The organism is Aquitalea pelogenes (assembly GCF_041914625.1).
GTDB classification, from domain to species: Bacteria; Pseudomonadota; Gammaproteobacteria; order Burkholderiales; family Chromobacteriaceae; genus Aquitalea; species Aquitalea pelogenes.
This window is the reverse complement of the sequence record NZ_JAYSDA010000002.1, coordinates 217,351-235,813: the sequence shown is the minus strand read 5'-3', so window position 1 is coordinate 235,813 and position 18,463 is coordinate 217,351. Positions and strand designations below refer to the sequence as shown.

Sequence of the window (18,463 nt, the reverse complement as noted above, 5' to 3'; positions counted from 1 at the left end):
TCGCCACCATTTACCGTTTATCAGGAGCACACCATGGCCATGCCGATTTCCCCGGTCAGCAATTACAACAGCTATGCCCCCAAGACCAATAGCACCAATCGCCAGACCCCGCCTGCTACTCCGGCGGCCACCAGCCCGGCGGACGATCAGCCTAAAAACCAGGGTGGCACCCTGGGTTCGATGATCAATACCAAGGCCTGACTCCCTGCGGTGCCAGGCCTGCGTCAGGCACCCTATACCTGATAACGCGCCAGGATATCTGCCTGCATGCGGGCCAGCTGGTCCAGCTGTGCCGCACTTTGCGCGGTGTTCTGCGCGGCGGCGCTGGCCTCTTCCGATGCCTGGGCCGTGCGCTCCACCATGGCGGCAATATTATTGCTGGCCTCGCCCTGCTGCTGAATGGCGGCGGCTACTGCATCGCTACCCTGCACGGCGGACCCAGCCAGCTGGCCGATACGGCGCATCGCATCTGCTGCCTGGTCGGCACGGGTGACGCCCACCTTCACCAGCTCCTCCGCCTTTTGCATTTGCATGGTGGCATGGCTGGCATTGCCCAACATGGCTTCAATGGTGGAGGAAATTTCCTGGGTGGATTTGGTGGTGCGCTCCGCCAGCTTGCGCACTTCGTCGGCCACCACGGCAAAGCCGCGGCCCTGTTCGCCAGCGCGTGCGGCCTCGATGGCGGCGTTGAGCGCCAGCAGATTGGTCTGGTCGGCAATGTCGCGAATCACGTTGATGACCGTGGCCACCTCGCCGCTATGGGTTTCCATTTCATGAATGCTGCCGGCAGACACCGTCACCACCTGCGAAATCTGGTGAATGTCGCGGATGGTCTGTTCGATGATGCTGCTGCTTTCCACCACCAGCTCCTGGGACGATTTGGCACCAGCGCTTTGCTCCACCGACTGCGCGGCAACGTGGTTGATGCTGACCGTCATCTGCTCGATGGTGGCGGCAATATTGGCTGATGCCTCGCTTTGCGCACCGGCAGCCATGGACACCTCACCCGCAGTTTGTGACAGCTCCTGTGCCGCATGCTTTACCTGGCGCGAACCATCACCCAGCTGGCGCATGGCCCCTTGCAGGCTTTCCAGCAGGCGGTTGAAGGCACTGGCGGTACGGCCGATTTCATCCTGGCTGTCTGCCTTGGCGCGCAGGCGGAAATCCTGCTGGCTGCTGACCTGCTCGATGGTGTTTTCAATATTGCTCAGCCCGTTGCGGATATTGCGGTACAGCAAGGTGGCCAGCACGCTGGTGAGTGCCACGGCCAGCACCATCAGGGTGATGGCCACGGTCAGCACCTGATTGAAGGTGTGGTCGTTGTCCGCCGCCAGCTGGTCCGCCTGCTGGTAATTAAACTTGGAATGGGCTTGCACTGCTTCCATCAGCTGCACGGCGGTGCTGGAAAAATCACCGTTGATGAGGGCGGAAGCCTGCTCGGTCTGGTTGCTGCGCGACAGCGCCAGGATGCGGCTACGCCCCTCGCGGTATTGCGTCATCATGGTTTTTTCCGCCTCCAGCAACTGGCGGTCTTCGGCGCTGGCCCTGTCATTGATGTGGTAATCGTTCATCTGCTTGTCAAAGCGCTGGTCGGCATCTGCCAGGTTCTTTTCCGCCGTTGCTTTCTGCTCGGCGCTATTGGCCAGCACATGGCGCAGGGTATTAGCCCGGATGTCGGCCACGGCACGCAAGGTGCTTTGCATCACGCGCAGATTAGGCAGCGTTTCGCTCTGTACATAGGCAAAGCGCTGCTGGGCGGCATGCAGCTCCTTGATGGCATAGCCCCCCACCAGCAACATGCAGGCCAGGGCAATGGCTAAAGTCAGCAACAATTTTTTGGTAATCGTCATGGTGAACCCCGAAATGAATGATGTTTCACTGCCGCTTCAGATAATGCACAACTCGACACGCAATACTAAAAGGTTTTAGCGTCGTTACTAGTAGCCAGAAAATCTTACTTTATGCCATGTGCGTTGCAGATGAAATTAATGCAAGCAGCATAGCCGGCAACTGTGGCATGCATGTCAAAGCGGTGGAACTGTCCCGCCATGACTATAACAGAACGCTTATTCTGCATCGCCGGTTTACTACTGCAATTGTTTAATATCAGATTTTTTAAATATTTACCTGGCACAGCCAGTCCGGTTTGCCACGGCTTCCAGCAGCATCCCTTTTTGTACTACATTGGCATGTTTTGCCCGCGAGCATCGTTCCATCATGGCCAAACCGGGGAGATAAATGGTTTTGAGCCAGGCGTTGTCCGCCGGGTCGTTTGCAGAATTGTTGCAGTCGCACATGGCAAAACCATGCTGACAACCATGGATAACACTGCATGCAGCAGCAGGGCGGCCATACCCTGTCATATTCCCCATCCAATCGCCCAGAATCAGGAGAACACCGTGTCCATGACTCAACAACTGCGCCCAGCCTGTATGGTGCTGGCCGTCGCCGGCATGCTGTCCGCCACTGCCCACGCGGCAGACGAACAGGTGGTCAAGATCGGCCTGACCGGGCCCTTGAGCGGCCCGCAAGCCGCCACCGGCAAGGATGATGAAAATGGTGCCCGTATGGCACTGGATATCGTCAATGCACAGGGCCTGATCATTGCGGGCAAGAAAACCCGCTTTGAATTAATGTCGGAAGACGACAGTGCCGACCCGCGCACCGGCATGACCGTGGCCCAGCGCTTTGTCGATGCCAACGTCAATGCCGTGCTGGGGCCGTACAACTCCGGCGTGGCCATTCCCATTTCCAAACTGCTGAATGACGCCCAGATCGTCATGGCCACCGTGGCGTCCAATCCCAAGGTCACGCTCAACGGCTATCCCTATGTATTCCGCATCGGCAACACCGACAGCCAGTCCGGCACCCGCATGGCCGCCTTTGCCGCGAAAAACCTCAAGGTGAAAAAATTTGCCGTGATCGACGACCGCACGGCATATGGCCAGGGACTGGCCGACGAATTTGAAAAGGCCGCCAAGGCTAATGGCATCCAGATCGCCGCCCGTGAATTCACCACCGACAAGGCCACCGAATTCACCGGCATTCTCACCAAAATCAAAGGCCTGAAAGTGGATGGCGTGTTCTATGCCGGCTACCATGCCCAGGGCGGCCCCTTACGCAAACAAATGGCCCAGTTGGGCATGGACAACTACCTGCTGGGTGGCGACGGTATCTGTAATGAAGAAATGATCAAGCTGGGTGGCAAGGCGGTGGACGACAAGGTTTACTGCCCGCAAGGCGGCCCGGTGCTGGACCAGAGCAGCAGCGGCAAAACCTTCAAGGCAGCCTACAAGAAGCGCTTCAATACCGACCCGCTCACCTATGCCGCCTCCATGTACGATGGCGTGTTCCTGCTGGCCAAAGCCATGCAGAAAGCCAACTCCATCGACCCGAAAAAGTACAAGCCGGCACTGGCAGGCATCAAATACAGTGGAGTGGCAGGCAGCTACGAATTTGACGACAAGCACGACCTGAAAAACTCCCCCATCAGTGTATATGCCTTCCGCAACGGTCAGCTGATTGCCCTGCCCTGAGTCTGTCCATGTACGCCATGCAGTAAACCAAAAGCCCGCAACAAGCGGGCTTTTGACACTACTACAGCAACAAGCGGCCTCAGTTGAAGGGCGTGGGGCGCGGCGTGTTATTGCTGGAAGCGGGCAGGATGGGCAGCACAACCTGCGGCTGCTTGCCGGTCAGCGTATGCAGGAAGGCCACGATATCGCCAACTTCCTGCTGGCTGAACTGCCGCCCCAGCTGCAGCTGGCCCATGGTGGACACCGCCGCCTCCAGCGTGGGCGCTCCGGCATCGTGGAAGTAAGGCGCGCGCAAGGCCACGTTACGCAGCGAAGGCACCTTGAACAGCATGCGGTCGGCATCCTTGCCGGTTACCCCGGCTCGGCCCTGCGCCGGGTTGCTGGTTTGGTACGGCGACACCAGGCCCATCTTCTGGAAGGAATTGCCACCCACCGCCGGGCCGTTGTGGCAGGCCACGCAGCCAGCGGTCTTGAAGGTTTGATAGCCGCGCAGCTCCTGCGTGTTCAGCGCCTTCTTGTTGCCCTTCAGCCACTGGTCAAAGCGTGAATCCGGCGTCACCAGGGTTTCTTCAAATGCGGCAATCGCCTGCGTCACCTCCTGCATGGTGATTTGCTTGCGGCCAAACACCTGCTTGAACTCATTCACATAAGCCGGCATGGAACGCAGCACATCCAGCGCCAGCACATGGTTGGAGGCCATTTCCTTGGGGTTGGCAATCGGGCCGCTGGCCTGCTCCTGCAAGGACTTGGCGCGGCCATCCCAGAACTGCGCCACATTCATGCTGGAATTCAGCACCGAAGGGGAACGGATAGGCCCTTGCTGCCAATGGTCGCCAATCGAGGAGCTGAGATTGTCACTGCCGCCGGTGGACAGGTTGTGACAGGAATTACAAGAAATAAAGCCAGACTTGGACAGGCGCGGTTCAAAAAACAGCTTCTTGCCCAATTCCACCATGGCCGGGTTTTTAATCACGGCTTTGGGAATAGGTTGAATTGGCTCGCTTTGAATTGCTGCAGCGGCATGAACTGCTGTGGCGGTGAATAGCGGCAACAGCATGCTGAAATAACGGAGAGATTTCATGGTTTGCTCCATCTGCGTTAAAAATGCTTGTTTTAATCAGCCCTGAATAGCGTTAAACCAGAATGCAAGCCAGCGCCATTGCGCAAATCCTTTTCTGGCAAGGGATTTTTCCTGAATAAAATGCCTGCACAAAATAACAGGCAATATTTCCCCCTGGCTGCGGGGCCATAAAAATTAAATAAACAAAAGGTGGAATTAAAACCTTGTAATGAATAAGGTTTTTAATGGCAGATACAATGCGGTAGATTGAAACCGGCAGATTTGTCGCAGATCAAACAGCGCAATTGAAAACCATGCTGAACGAATTGATATTTTAAATGACATTAATAGCCAAAAAATATCAGTGGGCGAGTGGGAGATTAAGACGCAGGGAAAAAGGCAATGCACAAACCGCAGCTGGCTTGCTGTGTAGCGTTGTGGCGGGCAGGTCTGGCGCTGGCGGAGGGGCAGCAGGGCGGATGCATGACAGAGCGTTTGAGGTGTGGCCCAAAGTGAACCAGAAAGGCCACGTGTGGGTGGCTGGGCAAGTCAGCCCTTACTTGGCAAAGAAGATAAAACCCAGTGCCAGGCCAATCAGCAGGCACAAACCGCTGATGCAGCAGATTTTTTCGATGATGGCATCAAGGCAATGCAAGACGTACTGGCCAGCTTTTTTCAGCATGGTTTCCCCAACCATAGAACGTGGCAGTAATTTGGACATGGCACCTTGCCTGGAAAAATACATGGTTTGACAACTCTTGACATAAATTGCCAGCAGACAATAAATGTTAAATCCAGCTGCTACAAGCTATTGCAGGCGCTATTGGCTGTTAAATAATGAAAATAGTCGTATGGCATTGCTGGCAATAGCAAATCCATGCGCGGGGGGAGCGTGCATGCCCGATACGCGGAAAAAGTTCAAGCCGGAGGCTGCTGCGGGCTAGTCATGGGCTGTATGGCCATGCCAGATAGGGCAGGTACCAAGACATCACCGCCTGGCGATGCATTTGGGATACAAATTTCCCCAGTCAGTCTGCTATCAGCCATATGGCGTCTGATTTTTATGCCAACTACACAATTTGCCAGTAAGATTTGGCCATGTGTGATTTGGTAACAATAAGTTAGATATTGTTAACAGTCATTCAAGGGAAAATAAAATATAGTGGGGATTGTGATGAAACAAAAAATCTGTGCACTCAGCATCATGCTGTTTGGCTTCTCTGCGGCTGTTCAGGCTACACCTTACGTACCGCCAACGGTGACAGTAGCTTATGGCGGATACCGATACACCATTACGTCGCAGAATCTGAATTACAACGCCAACTCGGCAACGCTGATCGCACAGCCGTGGTGGGGAAATAGCACACTTGGTAATGCCCTGGCCGGTCTGGTTCGGGGCAATGCTGGCGGCTATCAGGGTAGCTATTCCAGTTTTGGCGCACTTTTTGGTTATGCACTCAATAGTACCGTTGTAAGTATTGATTATTGGAATGGTTCTACTGTTGTACATTGTCCAACAAACTGTCCGGGAGTCGCTAATCCTTACTATTATGCCTACCTGGTCAGCATGCAGCCGGACCTGACACTGACCAGCTCCGCGCAGGATCAGCACAACAATCCCGGCATCAACGCCGCCCGTGTACTGGATGCCAATAGCGCGCTGCAATCCCGCTTCAGCGGCCTGAGTACGGCACAGCAGCAATCCAGTGCAGTCAGCCAGACCTTGCCGGTGCTGACAGGTGCCGCGAGCCAGGCAGTTCAGGCGGCATCCACTGCGGTCAATCAGGTCATTGTCGGTCGTTTGAATACCCAGCGTGGCCAATCGTCCGGTGACACCTTCTACACCGACAAGAATGTTTGGCTGAAGCCCTTCGGCTCACGTGCCGACCAGGCAGATACCGATGGTGTAAGCGGCTACAAGGCCAACATCTTTGGCCTGGCTGGCGGTGTGGATGGCAAGCTCAACAGCAAGCTGCGCCTGGGTGCCGCCTTCAGCTATGCCCGCAGCGACGTGGACAGCAATGCCAGCGCCCCGCAAAGCCTGAATGTGGATAGCTACCAGCTGATCGGCTATGGCTCTTACGACCTGAACGAACGTACTGCGCTGGATTTCCAGGCTGACATCGGTCAGAACAAGAACGAAAGCAGCCGCACGCTTTCTTTCGCCAGCAACGTGGCCAAGGCCAACTACGACAGCTGGACGGTTCACACCGGCCTCAGCCTGTCGCGCAGTTACGCGCTGAGTGAAAATAACAGCCTGATTCCGTCCGTGCGCGTGGATTACACCCGCATTCGCGCTGATGGTTATCAGGAAAGCGGTGCCGGTTCGCTCAACCTGAACGTGGGCACGCAAAATACCGAAGCACTGGTATTTGGCGTGGACGGCAAGCTGGTCAGCAAGCTCAACGACAAGCTCACCCTCAGCACCAGTATTGGTGTGGGCTATGACGCCATGAGCAAGCAGAACGCCATCACCTCCGCCTATGCAGGCGCACCGACGGCAGCCTTCACCACTACCGGCATCAACCCCAGCCCGTGGCTGGGTCGTGGCGCACTGGGCCTGGCCTACAAAACCAGGAACGGTCTGGAAATCACCGGCCGTTACGATCTGGAATACCGCCAGAGCTACCTGGGCCAAACCGTATCGCTCAACCTGAACATGCCTTTCTGAGCGCAGCACAGGTGCAATGAAAAAGGCCCGCAAGGGCCTTTTTTTATTACTTCTGTCCCGCAGCCTCCCGCCACAGCGCAGGCCAGGCCTCTGCCCAGCAGCATTGATGGTTGAACCCCGGCACTGTGCGCAGGCTTACCGGCAGCTGCGCTGTCAGGCGTTCCGCCACGCCTGCGGCCAGTGTTGGCGGGATGTTTTCGTCTTGCTCACCGCTAAACAGCCATACATGGCGGGCGCGCAGATGTTGCAAGCCTTGTTGTGGGTCCAGCGAGCCTTGCAACGGTGACAGGCCGTGCAGTCTGATCCAGCCTGTCGGGTCCACATTACCCGCCACGCCTATCAGCAGCTGCACATCGCTACGCCGCTCGGCCAGCAACAGGGCGAGCGCAGCACCGCCGGAATACCCCACCAGATTGATTTGCCCGGCACCGTATTGCTGCTTGAGTTGATCCAGCGCCTGGTCCAGCGCGGCCACCACCGGCTCGGCAAAGCGTTCAGAGGTCCACCAGCGCTGCTGGCATTGTGCGGGCATGGGCTGCGCGTACTGGCATGGCCGTGCCAGATAGACGGCCACGCCATCGGGCTGCTGCAAGGCCAGTTGCAAGCCTGTGGGCCGCAGTGGGGTTGGGTCGTCTGACGGGGTGTCGCTATTGAGCCAGGCCAGGCCATCGCCTTCCAGATAAACCGTAATGGGCTGATTGCCTGCTACCTGCGCGACCGGGCCGGCACTGAACAGACGGAAGTCCCCGGCCTGCAGAAACTGCCCTTGCCAGCCACTGGCCTGCAGCAACTGCTGCGAGTGCACCAGGCGGCTTGCTCCATCCGGCAGCTGGGCACAGGCGGACAGTAGCAACACGCTACACAACAGGACACTACGCAGCACAGTGGACAACATGGCGGGCACCGGAACCAAAGAAAGCCACACTATAACGCCTGGGCAATCGCCCCCGGTATGCCAGCCTCATTAAAACAACGATCGCCCGGTATAAGTGGTAAACAGCTCCAGCGCCTGCACCCCGGCCAGCGAGTTGCCATTGGCGTCCAGTCCCGGCGACCACACGCACAGCGCCAGTTCGCCCGGCAGCACCGCCACAATGCCGCCGCCCACTCCGCTTTTGGCGGGCAGGCCCACGCGGAAGACAAAATCCCCGGCGGCATCGTAGGTGCCGCAGGTCAGCATCAGCGCGGACAGCCGCTTGTTGGCACTGACGTCCAGAATGCGCTCGCCGGTGAGCGGCACCACCCCGCCATTGGCCAGAAACAAGGCCGCCTGCGCCAGTTCCACACAGCTCATGGTGATGGCGCACTGGCGGCAATAGGCTTCCACCACCTGTTCCGGGTTCATCTGCATATTGCCGAAGCTGGCCATGAAATGGGCTATCGCCCGGTTGCGGTTGGCATGCGCCATTTCCGACTGCGCCACCCGCGAGTCGTAGTTGAGGTCCGCCTGGCCGATCAGCCGCCGGATAAACTCCAGCACCGCCGTGTCGGCCCGCACAAAACGCTGCGCCAGCACGTCGGTTACCACCAGCGCCCCGGCATTGATAAACGGGTTACGCGGCTTGCCCTGTTCGGTTTCCAGCTGCACCAGCGAATTGAACGCCGTGCCGGACGGCTCGCGCCCCACCCGTTGCCACAAATCATCGCCCAGCAGGCGAAACGCCATCACGCAGGCAAACAGCTTGGAAATGCTTTGAATGGAAAAGCGCTCCCCGGCGTCGCCCACGGTAAAGCAGCGGCCATCCACCGTCACCACCGCCATGCCGAACTTGTCCACCGGCACCCCCGCCAGCTCCGGAATATAGCCCGCCACTGTACCGCTGCCGCGCCAGGGGGTAATGTCGCGGTAAATGTCATCCAGAACTGTTTGGTAATCCATCCGGCAGCATCCTGTGTGGCGTTTAAGCGGGGCGATTAATGTACTGGAAACAAAGCCGCCAATTCCAGCGCTTTAGGTGCTGCGCTGCGGCAGGCCGGGAGAATGGCAGCTTTACCCGTGGCCCTTGTTTGATGAAACACCTTGTATTGCCACAATGGCGTGATAGTCTTCAAAGGATGCATTTCGGGTATTAATGCGGGCGGCAATGTTCTGACATGTATTTACATATGTTATGGCCGCGTATGCCGTTTGGGGCGGCATGTATTGATATCTGTCAGGCATTCAATTTACAGAAAATGCCAAAATAAATTTTCTGTCATAAACAACCATAAAAATAATCCGGGACAGCCGCAGCATGCATCACCAGTTGATGGACTGCCGCCTGCACCTGGCATTGATTCCACCGTTTGGAGGCACCATGTCAATTTCTCAGCGTATATCGCTTCTCCTGGCTGTATTGTTCGCGGCCATTGTTTCCCTCAGTTTTGTGGGCATTTATGGCTTGAATGGTGCGCAAGACCGTTTTGAGTACTATCAGGACAACACCGCACCCAGCGTAAAGGCGCTGAGTGAAGCCAATATACTGACCCAGAAAATCCGCGTGCAGGCACGTGACTACCTGATTTTTACCACCCCGGAAGGCCGGGCGCAGGCAGAAAGCAAGCTGAACGACGCCGTGGAACGGGTGACGTCGCTGTTGAATGACTACGAGAAAAACTACATTTCCGACGACACCGACCTGGCCATGGTGAAGCAGGACCGGCAAATGTTTGATACCTACATCAACACCACCCGCAAGCTGCTGAGTGCCGCTGCCGCCGGCAATACCGCCGCCGTACAAGCCGGTTTTGCCGATGGCGGAGATTTCCGCCAAAGCGCTGTCACGCTGGAAAACCAGCTGCTAAAGCATCTGGACTACAACTGGAAGCTGGGCGATGTGCTGCGTGAAAAAAACAAGCAAGCCTACCAGAGCCTGCTGATCACCCAGATTGCCATCAGCGCGCTGGCCATTGTGTTCAGCCTGGTGTTTGGCAGCATCACCATCCGCAACCTGCGTAACCGCCTGAACCGGCTGGGCGACTTTATCGACCACGTTACCGGCAAGCTGGATTTCACCCCGCGCATCCGCGTCACCCGCAATGACGAGCTGGGCAAGGTGGCCGACGCCATGAACAAACTGCTGACCCGCCTGCAAGACAGCCTTAACGAAATCAACCGTGGCGCACTGTCCATTGCCAGCGTGTCCGACTCCCTGTCGCAAAACGCCAGCCAGGTGGCCAGCGCCGCCAGCCAGCAAAGCAGCGCCTCGGCCAATGTGGCCGCCACGGTAGAGCAGATGACCGTCAGCGTGAATCACGTGGCCGACCGTGCCTCCGAAGCCAACAGCATGACCGTGGAATCCGGCAAGCTGGCCAGCGACGGCGTTACCGTCATCAACGACGCCGCCACCGGCATCCGCAATATCGCCGCCAACATCCACAATGCCGAAACCCTGATTCACGACCTGGAAACCAGAACGCAAGACATCGAAAGCGTGATTCAGGTGATCAAGGACGTGGCCGATCAGACCAACCTGCTGGCGCTCAACGCCGCTATCGAAGCCGCCCGCGCTGGCGAACAAGGCCGTGGCTTTGCCGTGGTGGCCGACGAAGTACGCAAGCTGGCAGAACGCACCGCCAGCTCCACCCAGGAAATCACCTCCACCATCGTCAACATGCGGCAAAGCGCCGAATCCGCCGTGCGCGGCATGCAGGACGTAGTAGGCCTGGTGGAACACAGCGTCAGCAACACCACCACCGCCAACGACGCCATCAACCGCATCCAGCACAGCAGCCAGCAAGCCAGTCATGTGGTGGGCGAAATCACCAGCGCCATCCAGGAACAAAGCGTCGCCACCAACAATATTGCCCAGCAAGTGGAAAGCATTGCGCAAATGGCCGAGCGCAGCAGCATCTCCGCCACCGACACCGCCAAGCTGGCGCAAGACCTGGACCAGCTCTCCCGCGCGCTCAAGGGCATAGTCGATACCTACACCCTAAGCTCCGCCCACGCCACGCTGATGTAAGGCAAAGGCAGCCAGGGCACCCCGCCTTGGCTGCCCGGGCGCTAGCGCATGTACAAATCGGTACTGGCGCGGCGCAACTGCTGATGGGTGAGCGACAGAATGCGGTACATATCCTCGCGCGACAGGCCGTCGCCGCGCTCATCCCCCAGCATTTCCAGCAAGTACGTCAACGGCTTCAGGCTGCCGTTAAGGTCGGCCTCCACCTTGTCCAGCCGCGCCTGCAACTGCAGGCACACCCGCCACACCCGCTGCATGCAGGCATCGGCCAATGGGTCCGGCTCTGCCCCCAGCGCCTGCTGCAAGCTTTCCAGACAAGCATGCAAACGGCCCAGCGGCAGGCTGATCTGGCTCATGAAAGAAGCAAACTGCGGGTCGGACTGGGAAGGGAAATTCGAAGGCAGGGACGACGGGAACGGCGGTGGTTGCGGAGTACGGCTCATGGCAAATCCTCCTTAGGTAGGTTCACCCGCCACACGTCGCCAAACGGAGGTGGCAGGCGCAAGGCAGGGTTGGCGAACCGGACCTAAGAACCGGCATACCCGAAGGTATCCCCACCAAGGCCCGCCATAGATGCTGCGAAGCAATGGTGTGTTCGGACACTCCGCAGTCGCAGCTGCGTCAGTCCGTCTTAGGTCACAGGTCGCCAAACCTGATGCCGCTATTGAACGGCACTTGGCGATTATCAGTTGGGTCGGGGGCGGGAAGCAAGGCTGAAACCGGCAAGTCTGGTTAATACCCGGCAAGGCTGAACGCAGCGGAATACCGGCGATGTTGGAATCTGCATTGCGCATGCCCGACACCTGCATAAAAAGTGACGGGCAAATTGTGACGTAAAAGCGGCTGACTTAAAAGCAGCACGCCCTAAAACTGGCCTGCATGACAGATACCCCCACTCCCGACTCCTCCGCCCGCCTGGTGCGCGCACAACTGGCCGCAAACCTCATCCGTTTGCGCCGGGAGAAAGGCATGTCACAAGAGGCCCTTGCTTTGGAAGCAGGCCTGCACCGCACCTTCGTCGCCCACGTGGAGCGGCAAGCCCGCAATATCTCGCTGGACAACCTGACACGACTGGCCAACGCGCTGGATGTGCCTGTTCACAACCTGCTGATGCCCTGACAGCTTCCAACCATGAGCGACCAGCCATGTACGACGAAAAAGACCTGATCTACTCCCCGCTGCAACAGAAATACACCGCCGACGGCAAAACGGTTGAAGTGTTCATCTACCGCCTGCCGGATAGCGGCTGGACACTGGAAATCGTCGATCAGTACGACAACTCCACGGTTTACGATGGCGAATTCGCTACCGATCAGGAAGCCTTTGATCTGTTTCTGGAAGAAGTGGAGTCAGAAGGTATTGAGGCGATGATTGGACCGGCTCCCGCCGTGTGAGGTCAGATCTGTAGAGCGGAAGCCCCGCGATTGTTGGGGGCGTTCCGACATCACACACCCATACCATTACGTAGTAGCTGCTTTTCAGGCTTGTATTTATGCCAATCGCGTGTTTTCCTGTTGGGGTCAATTTATTGATGCTAAGGGAGAGTAGGTGTGGCCCGTCGCAAGCCAAAGCAGAGTTTCGCTCAAGAGCTGATTGCCTCGCCGTGGTATGTCAGTGTGGGCTTTGCTGTTGCCAGTTTGATTCTGTTCAAGCGGATTCTGCCCGCCATGTGGGCGGGCAACATGTTCCTGAACCCTTTATCGCAAGCCTTTGCCGCAATGGCGTGGCTACCAGCAGGCTTCTTTTTCCTGCTCGCGGTGTTGGCAGGCCTACGCCAGTTCGCCCAACGGCCAGCCCGCAACGAACGCACTAGCCCGGCATCCTCCCCGGCTAGCGCTCGACCAAGCGCACCGCCTCCTCCGCGTGAAGTCACGCCAAATATCCCCCCTGTCCCCACCACCAAGCCCGCACCACCAGCAAAACCACAAGCCTGGTCGCTGGCGCTGATTCATAGTCTGGAATGGAAACGCTTTGAAGATGTATGCCAGCAGTTTTACCAACTGCACGGCATTAAAAGTGAAACCACCCCGCTGGGGCCGGACGGCGGGATTGATATCCGCCTGTATCAGGATGACTCCGGCAAGGCCACATCTATCGTGCAATGCAAAGCCTGGGGGGAACGCTACGTGGGCGTGAAGCCAGTGCGGGAATTACTGGGCGTGATGACGCACGAAAAAATTCCCAAAGCCTTCTTTATGACCAGCGGCAAGTTTTCCGACGATGCCAAGCTGGTGGCCAGCAGTAACCACATATCCCTGATCGACGGCGCCATGATGCTGACCATGATTGAGCGCCTGCCTGCTGATGCCAAGCAGCAGCTACTGGAATTTGCCACCCGAGGCGATTACACCACCCCCACCTGCCCGCATTGCGGCATCCGTATGCGTCATGTGGCTGGCAAAGGCGGTAGACCGGATTTCTGGGGATGTCACAACTATCCGAGGTGTAAACAGACGCTGGGGATGAGGAATACCTGATGTAAATCGTATTATGTCTTTATTTTAAAATAGATTGTGCGAATAATTATTTGTGTAAATAAATCAGCCCCGGTTTCTTCGTCGCTATATGTATATTGATATTCTGCCCGGGCAAGAAAATAAAAATGCAGGTGGAAAGTCGTCAAGTTCTTTATGAGAATAAAACTGTATTGTTCAGAATGTTAATATTAAGGGAAAAATAATTTGGATAATCTCAAATTGAAGCGCATGCTGCGCGAGCCGATTCAAGAAATATTTGATGTAGCTCGATATCTTGATGCTGCCGTATCTGCCCATATGCAAGGAAATTCTGATGTTGCAAAGCAGCTGTTTGCTTTAGCTAATCATTCAAGAGTCAGGGAATGGACAGAGTCAATCTGGGGAAAAAATAGCCCTTACGTGCAGGTCAGAAAAATTGAACGTGGCGAGGTAAAAGAGAAACTGCCTGTCAGAATGCCGAATGCTGATCAGAAACGTAAACTATTGCAACGTGATGGCCATCATTGTCGTTTTTGTGGTATCCCCGTTATTCGTGCTGAGATAAGGAAATACCTGCATTCAATTTATCCGGAACAAATTCCTTGGGGGAGTAGTAATATTACTCAGCATGCTGGTTTTCAGTGTCTTTGGCTCCAGTATGATCATGTTATTCCACATTGGCATGGTGGGAGTAATGATTTAGAGAATGTGGTAATTACCTGTAGTGCATGTAACTATGGGAAAATGCAATATTCGCTTGAAGAAATAGGTTTGTATGATCCAAGAGACTTTGAACCAGTAAAGTCAACATGGGATGGTTTGGAGCGTGTACTGTCATTCACCCATACTGTGGATAGCAAGTAATCGTTGATATTTAATGCTTGCATATTAGGTAGCCCCTTCGTGGCTTCATGCTGTGGCGTGATGGGCTGGTGAGGCGATGATGCTGCATGTGTAGATGCAGCTTGATAATGGCTTTGCGGCTTGAGTGCTGTGTCGGATGGAAACTGTCAAGGAATCCTTGATAGTTCAAATACATGCCCTAGCAAGAAAAAAGCGACCAGAAAATCCGGTCGCTTTTTTTACCTTTGCGCATGCAGTTTTGCACGTGCTGCAGGAGCCTACCCCTTACACATCAATATTCCGCGCAATCAGGGCATTGCCTTCGATAAAGGCGCGGCGGGGTTCTACTTCGTCGCCCATCAGGGTGGTGAACACGTCGTCCGCGCCCATCACGTCTTCAATGCGTACCTTCAGCAGGCGGCGCACATTGGGGTCCATGGTGGTTTCCCACAGCTGTTCCGGGTTCATCTCGCCCAGGCCTTTGTAGCGCTGGATGTTCATGCCCTTTTTCACTTCGGCCAGCAGCCAGTCCAGTGCCTGGCCGAATTCGCTGATCGGTTTCACCGTTTCGCCACGGCGTACGGTGGCGCCGTCACGCAGCAGGCCGCTGAGCAGGTCGCCGGTTTTGGCCAGTTCGGCGTAGTCGCCGCTTTCCAGGAAGTCCTGGTCCAGCACGGTAACCAGCACGTTGCCGTGCAGTTTGCGGGTGATCTTGATCAGGTGGCCGTCGTTCTTTTCGTCGTGCAGCAGGTCCAGCGTAATGGCTTCCGCCGGTACCAGTGCGCGCAGGCGGGCGATGGTGTCGTTGGAGGCGTGTTCGCTTTCCAGTGACAGGCGGCCGGATTTCAGCATGGCTTCCAGCACCAGCGGGTCGATGACGCGGCTTTCGCGTTCGATGACGGCGCGGGCCACCAGGAACTGGCGGGCCACTTCGGCCAGGGTGTCACCGGCCAGGGCCGGGGCGTCGGTGCCGGGGATGAGTTCGGCTTTTTCCAGTGCCAGTTGCAGCAGGTACTGGTTCAGCTCGTAGTCGTCCTTCAGGTAGCGCTCTTGCTTGCCGTGCTTGGCCTTGTACAGCGGCGGCTGGGCAATGTAGATGTGGCCGCGTTCCACCAGTTCGTGCATCTGGCGGTAGAAGAAGGTGAGCAGCAGGGTACGGATGTGGGCGCCGTCCACGTCGGCATCGGTCATGATGATGATGCGGTGGTAGCGCAGTTTGTCCGGGTTGTATTCGTCCTTGCCAATGCCGCAGCCCATGGCGGTAATCAGGGTGGCGACTTCCTGGCTTTGCAGCATCTTGTCGAAGCGGGCGCGTTCCACGTTGAGAATCTTGCCCTTCAAGGGCAGGATGGCCTGGAATTTGCGGTCGCGGCCTTGTTTGGCAGAGCCGCCGGCGGAGTCACCCTCGACCAGGTACAGTTCGCACAGCTTGGGGTCTTTTTCCTGGCAGTCGGCCAGTTTGCCGGGCAGGCCCAGGCCGTCCATCACGCCTTTGCGGCGGGTGATTTCGCGGGCCTTGCGCGCGGCTTCACGGGCGCGGGCGGCGTCCACAATCTTGCCGCAGATGGTTTTGGCGTCGTTGGGGTTTTCCAGCAAATAGCTTTTCAGTGCTTCGCTGATGACTTCGTTGACTACCGGGCCGATTTCGCTGGAGACCAGCTTGTCCTTGGTCTGGCTGGAGAACTTGGGGTCGGGCAGCTTGACGGACAGCACGCAGGTAAGGCCTTCGCGCATGTCGTCGCCGGTGGTGTCCACCTTGGCCTTTTTGGCGACTTCGTGTTCTTCGATGTACTGGTTGAGCGTGCGGGTCATCACCTGACGCAGGGCGGTCATGTGGGTGCCGCCGTCACGTTGCGGGATGTTGTTGGTGAAGCACTGGACGCTTTCCTGATAGGAGTCGTTCCATTGCATGGCCACTTCCACGCTCATGCCGTCTTTTTCGCCAAAACCGTGGAACACCTTGGGGTGCAGCACGCTCTTGTTGCGGTTCATGTATTCCACGAAGCCGGCCACGCCGCCGGAGAAGGCGAAGTTTTCTTCCTTGCCGGTGCGTTTGTCGATGAGGGTGATGCCCACGCCCTGGTTGAGGAAGGACAGTTCGCGGATGCGCTTGGCCAGGATGTCGAAGTGGTATTCCACCAGGCCGAAGGTTTCTTCGCTGGCGCGGAAGGTGACTTCGGTGCCGCGGTGGTTGCTGTGGCCGGTAACGGTGAGCGGGGCCACGGCGTCGCCACGGCGGAATTCCATTTCGTGCACCTTGCCGTCACGCCAGATTTTCAGCTTCAGCCAGTCGGACAGCGCATTCACCACGGAGACGCCCACGCCGTGCAGGCCGCCGGAAATCTTGTAGCTGTTGCTGTCGAATTTGCCACCGGCGTGCAGGATGGTCATGATCACTTCGGCCGCCGAGCGTCCTTCTTCCGGGTGGATGTCGGTGGGGATGCCCCGGCCGTTGTCCGATACGGTGATGGAGTTGTCGGGGTTGATGATGACCTTGATGGTGTCGGCATGGCCGGCCAGGGCTTCGTCAATGGCGTTGTCCAGCACTTCAAACACCATGTGGTGCAGTCCGGTGCCGTCCGAGGTATCGCCAATGTACATGCCGGGGCGTTTGCGTACCGCATCCAGACCCTTGAGGACTTTAATGCTATCCGCGCCGTATTCCTGTTCGCTCATCCGCTTCTTTCCTGCGCTGGGGGAGGGGGCGGCGGGGAACATCCCGTCCGCTGTACCTCCCTTTGCTGCTCATGCTCAAAATCTCGAAAACTGCTGCCGGTGGCCGCAGTCACTGCCGACTGTGTTGCTGCTGTATCAGATGCGCATCGGCATCACGATGTACTTGAAGTTGCTGTAGTCCGGAATGGTGACCAGCGTGCTGCGGTTGGCATCGCCAAACGCCATTTGCAGGGTGTCGGCCGGCAGGTTGGTCAGCACGTCCAGCAGGTAGTTGATGTTGAAGCCGATTTCCAGCTCGCCGCCCTGGTAGGCGATTTCCAGTTCTTCTTCGGCTTCTTCCTGTTCGCTGTTGGTACACAGGATGGACATCTTGCCCGGTGCCAGTACCAGCCGCACGCCACGGAATTTTTCGTTGGCCAGAATGGCGGCACGTTGCAGCGCGTGCAGGAAGGACAGGCGTTCGATCAGGAAGATCTTGTCGTTATCCAGCGGAATCACGCGGTTGTAGTCGGGGAACTTGCCGTCGACAACCTTGCTGATGATGACGGTGGAGCCAAAGCTGAAGCGCACCTGGTTGGCCAGCACTTCGATGTTGATCAGCTCGTCGCTGTCCTGCAGCAGCTTGTACAGCTCCAGGATGGTCTTGCGCGGCAGGATGACTTCGGCCTTGGGCAGGGTGGCTTCCACGTCGGCGCTGGCAAAGGCCAGGCGGTGGCCGTCGGTGGCAATCAGTTTTACCTGGTTGCCATCGGTTTGCATCAGCAGGCCGTTGAGGTAGTAACGGATGTCCTGCACGGCCATGGCAAATTGCACCTGGGAGATCAGGCGCTTGAGTTCGCGCTGGCTCAGGCTGAAGCTGGATTCGCTGGCATTGCCTACCGACAGCAGCGGGAAGTCTTCCGCCGGCAGGGTTTGCAGGTTGAAGCGGCTTTTGCCGGCTTTCAGGGTGAGGCGGCCGTCCAGTTGTTCCAGCGTGACGGTGGTTTTGTCCGGGATGGCACGCAGGATGTCCTGCAGCTTCTTGGCCGATGTGGTCAGGCGGAAGTCTTCGCCCGGCAGTTCGTCGGCGCTGGCGGTGGTGATCTGGATTTCCAGATCGGTCGCCAGGAAGCCTACCTGTCCGCCTTTCTTTTCAATCAGTACATTGGAAAGAATCGGCAGGGTGTGGCGGCGTTCGACAATACCGGTCACGGCCAGCAGGGGCTTGAGAAGGGCATCGCGTTCGGCTTGCAGGATCAGCATGTTTCGGGCTCCCGAATGTGTCCAGAGTCAGTTATCGG

General features: G+C 57.2%; 16 protein-coding genes. 8 read left to right on the top strand and 8 right to left on the bottom strand.

All coding sequences use genetic code 11. The annotated features are described in order from the left end of the window. Positions 1–33 precede the first annotated feature (33 nt). Positions 34–201, top strand: a complete 168-nt coding sequence (locus ACE3SE_RS03145; protein ID WP_165494118.1) for a hypothetical protein — start codon at positions 34–36, stop codon at positions 199–201. 32 nt (positions 202–233) lie between these two features. On the opposite strand, the gene ACE3SE_RS03140 is transcribed toward ACE3SE_RS03145, so the two are convergent. Continuing rightward, entirely contained in the window at positions 234–1,850 is a 1,617-nt protein-coding gene (locus ACE3SE_RS03140) for a methyl-accepting chemotaxis protein (RefSeq protein ID WP_374553852.1), read from the bottom strand. Between the two features lie 555 nt (positions 1,851–2,405). Here ACE3SE_RS03140 and ACE3SE_RS03135 point away from each other — a divergent pair. Continuing rightward, positions 2,406–3,536, top strand: coding sequence for a branched-chain amino acid ABC transporter substrate-binding protein (locus tag ACE3SE_RS03135; RefSeq protein WP_374553850.1), 1,131 nt, complete (start codon positions 2,406–2,408; stop codon positions 3,534–3,536). Positions 3,537–3,615: 79 nt separating this feature from the next. Here the strand turns inward: ACE3SE_RS03135 and ACE3SE_RS03130 are convergent, their stop codons facing one another. Next, positions 3,616–4,617, bottom strand: coding sequence for a cytochrome-c peroxidase (locus ACE3SE_RS03130; protein ID WP_165494117.1), 1,002 nt, complete (start codon positions 4,615–4,617; stop codon positions 3,616–3,618). 535 nt (positions 4,618–5,152) lie between these two features. Continuing rightward, a complete protein-coding gene (locus ACE3SE_RS03125; protein ID WP_255434235.1) occupies positions 5,153–5,278 on the bottom strand; it encodes a hypothetical protein in 126 nt (41 codons plus the stop codon). A gap of 885 nt (positions 5,279–6,163) precedes the next feature. On the opposite strand from ACE3SE_RS03125, the gene ACE3SE_RS03120 reads away from it, so the two are divergent. Continuing rightward, positions 6,164–7,267: an autotransporter outer membrane beta-barrel domain-containing protein gene (locus ACE3SE_RS03120; RefSeq protein WP_374553847.1), complete on the top strand. Its 1,104-nt coding sequence runs from the start codon at positions 6,164–6,166 to the stop codon at positions 7,265–7,267. 46 nt (positions 7,268–7,313) lie between these two features. On the opposite strand, the gene ACE3SE_RS03115 is transcribed toward ACE3SE_RS03120, so the two are convergent. Then, positions 7,314–8,162 (bottom strand): hypothetical protein, encoded by an 849-nt coding sequence (locus tag ACE3SE_RS03115; protein ID WP_374553846.1) that lies wholly within the window; start codon positions 8,160–8,162, stop codon positions 7,314–7,316. A gap of 69 nt (positions 8,163–8,231) precedes the next feature. After that, positions 8,232–9,146, bottom strand: a complete 915-nt coding sequence (locus ACE3SE_RS03110) for a glutaminase (protein ID WP_374553844.1) — start codon at positions 9,144–9,146, stop codon at positions 8,232–8,234. Positions 9,147–9,564: 418 nt separating this feature from the next. On the opposite strand from ACE3SE_RS03110, the gene ACE3SE_RS03105 reads away from it, so the two are divergent. Beyond that, positions 9,565–11,211, top strand: coding sequence for a methyl-accepting chemotaxis protein (locus ACE3SE_RS03105; protein WP_374553843.1), 1,647 nt, complete (start codon positions 9,565–9,567; stop codon positions 11,209–11,211). 41 nt (positions 11,212–11,252) lie between these two features. On the opposite strand, the gene ACE3SE_RS03100 is transcribed toward ACE3SE_RS03105, so the two are convergent. Further along, complete coding sequence (locus tag ACE3SE_RS03100) at positions 11,253–11,651, bottom strand: hypothetical protein (protein WP_374553841.1); 399 nt, start codon at positions 11,649–11,651, stop codon at positions 11,253–11,255. A gap of 436 nt (positions 11,652–12,087) precedes the next feature. Here ACE3SE_RS03100 and ACE3SE_RS03095 point away from each other — a divergent pair, with 436 nt between their 5' ends. The 4 genes from ACE3SE_RS03095 (at position 12,088) to ACE3SE_RS03080 (ending at position 14,528) form a co-directional block, all read left to right on the top strand. Next, on the top strand, positions 12,088–12,327 hold the full coding sequence (locus ACE3SE_RS03095) for a helix-turn-helix domain-containing protein (RefSeq protein WP_374553840.1): 240 nt from the start codon (positions 12,088–12,090) through the stop codon (positions 12,325–12,327). Positions 12,328–12,353: 26 nt separating this feature from the next. After that, positions 12,354–12,602, top strand: coding sequence for a hypothetical protein (locus ACE3SE_RS03090; RefSeq protein WP_374553838.1), 249 nt, complete (start codon positions 12,354–12,356; stop codon positions 12,600–12,602). Between the two features lie 156 nt (positions 12,603–12,758). Further along, positions 12,759–13,685 carry a restriction endonuclease gene (locus ACE3SE_RS03085; protein WP_374553837.1) on the top strand — a complete coding sequence of 309 codons (927 nt, stop codon included), beginning with the start codon at positions 12,759–12,761 and terminating at the stop codon, positions 13,683–13,685. Positions 13,686–13,889: 204 nt separating this feature from the next. Further along, positions 13,890–14,528: an HNH endonuclease gene (locus ACE3SE_RS03080; protein WP_374553835.1), complete on the top strand. Its 639-nt coding sequence runs from the start codon at positions 13,890–13,892 to the stop codon at positions 14,526–14,528. Between the two features lie 264 nt (positions 14,529–14,792). Here ACE3SE_RS03080 and gyrB read toward each other — a convergent pair whose 3' ends face one another. After that, the gene (gene gyrB / locus ACE3SE_RS03075; protein ID WP_374553833.1) at positions 14,793–17,183 is read right to left on the bottom strand and encodes a DNA topoisomerase (ATP-hydrolyzing) subunit B; all 2,391 of its coding nucleotides are present in this window, start codon (positions 17,181–17,183) and stop codon (positions 14,793–14,795) included. Positions 17,184–17,318: 135 nt separating this feature from the next. Continuing rightward, positions 17,319–18,425 carry a DNA polymerase III subunit beta gene (gene dnaN / locus ACE3SE_RS03070; RefSeq protein ID WP_045848141.1) on the bottom strand — a complete coding sequence of 369 codons (1,107 nt, stop codon included), beginning with the start codon at positions 18,423–18,425 and terminating at the stop codon, positions 17,319–17,321. Between the last annotated feature and the right edge of the window lie 38 nt (positions 18,426–18,463).

Excerpts from the sequence above, each read along its gene's own strand:
- dnaN (WP_045848141.1), bottom strand. The coding sequence starts at position 18,425 with ATGCTGATCCTGCAAGCCGAACGCGATGCCCTTCTCAAGCCCCTGCTG.
- ACE3SE_RS03110 (WP_374553844.1), bottom strand. The coding sequence starts at position 9,146 with ATGGATTACCAAACAGTTCTGGATGACATTTACCGCGACATTACCCCC.
- ACE3SE_RS03140 (WP_374553852.1), bottom strand. The coding sequence starts at position 1,850 with ATGACGATTACCAAAAAATTGTTGCTGACTTTAGCCATTGCCCTGGCC.
- ACE3SE_RS03105 (WP_374553843.1), top strand. The coding sequence starts at position 9,565 with ATGTCAATTTCTCAGCGTATATCGCTTCTCCTGGCTGTATTGTTCGCG.
- ACE3SE_RS03125 (WP_255434235.1), bottom strand. The coding sequence starts at position 5,278 with ATGCTGAAAAAAGCTGGCCAGTACGTCTTGCATTGCCTTGATGCCATC.
- ACE3SE_RS03120 (WP_374553847.1), top strand. The coding sequence starts at position 6,164 with ATGCAGCCGGACCTGACACTGACCAGCTCCGCGCAGGATCAGCACAAC.
- ACE3SE_RS03100 (WP_374553841.1), bottom strand. The coding sequence starts at position 11,651 with ATGAGCCGTACTCCGCAACCACCGCCGTTCCCGTCGTCCCTGCCTTCG.
- gyrB (WP_374553833.1), bottom strand. The coding sequence starts at position 17,183 with ATGAGCGAACAGGAATACGGCGCGGATAGCATTAAAGTCCTCAAGGGT.
- ACE3SE_RS03145 (WP_165494118.1), top strand. The coding sequence starts at position 34 with ATGGCCATGCCGATTTCCCCGGTCAGCAATTACAACAGCTATGCCCCC.
- ACE3SE_RS03115 (WP_374553846.1), bottom strand. The coding sequence starts at position 8,162 with ATGTTGTCCACTGTGCTGCGTAGTGTCCTGTTGTGTAGCGTGTTGCTA.
- ACE3SE_RS03090 (WP_374553838.1), top strand. The coding sequence starts at position 12,354 with ATGTACGACGAAAAAGACCTGATCTACTCCCCGCTGCAACAGAAATAC.
- ACE3SE_RS03130 (WP_165494117.1), bottom strand. The coding sequence starts at position 4,617 with ATGAAATCTCTCCGTTATTTCAGCATGCTGTTGCCGCTATTCACCGCC.
- ACE3SE_RS03095 (WP_374553840.1), top strand. The coding sequence starts at position 12,088 with ATGACAGATACCCCCACTCCCGACTCCTCCGCCCGCCTGGTGCGCGCA.
- ACE3SE_RS03135 (WP_374553850.1), top strand. The coding sequence starts at position 2,406 with ATGACTCAACAACTGCGCCCAGCCTGTATGGTGCTGGCCGTCGCCGGC.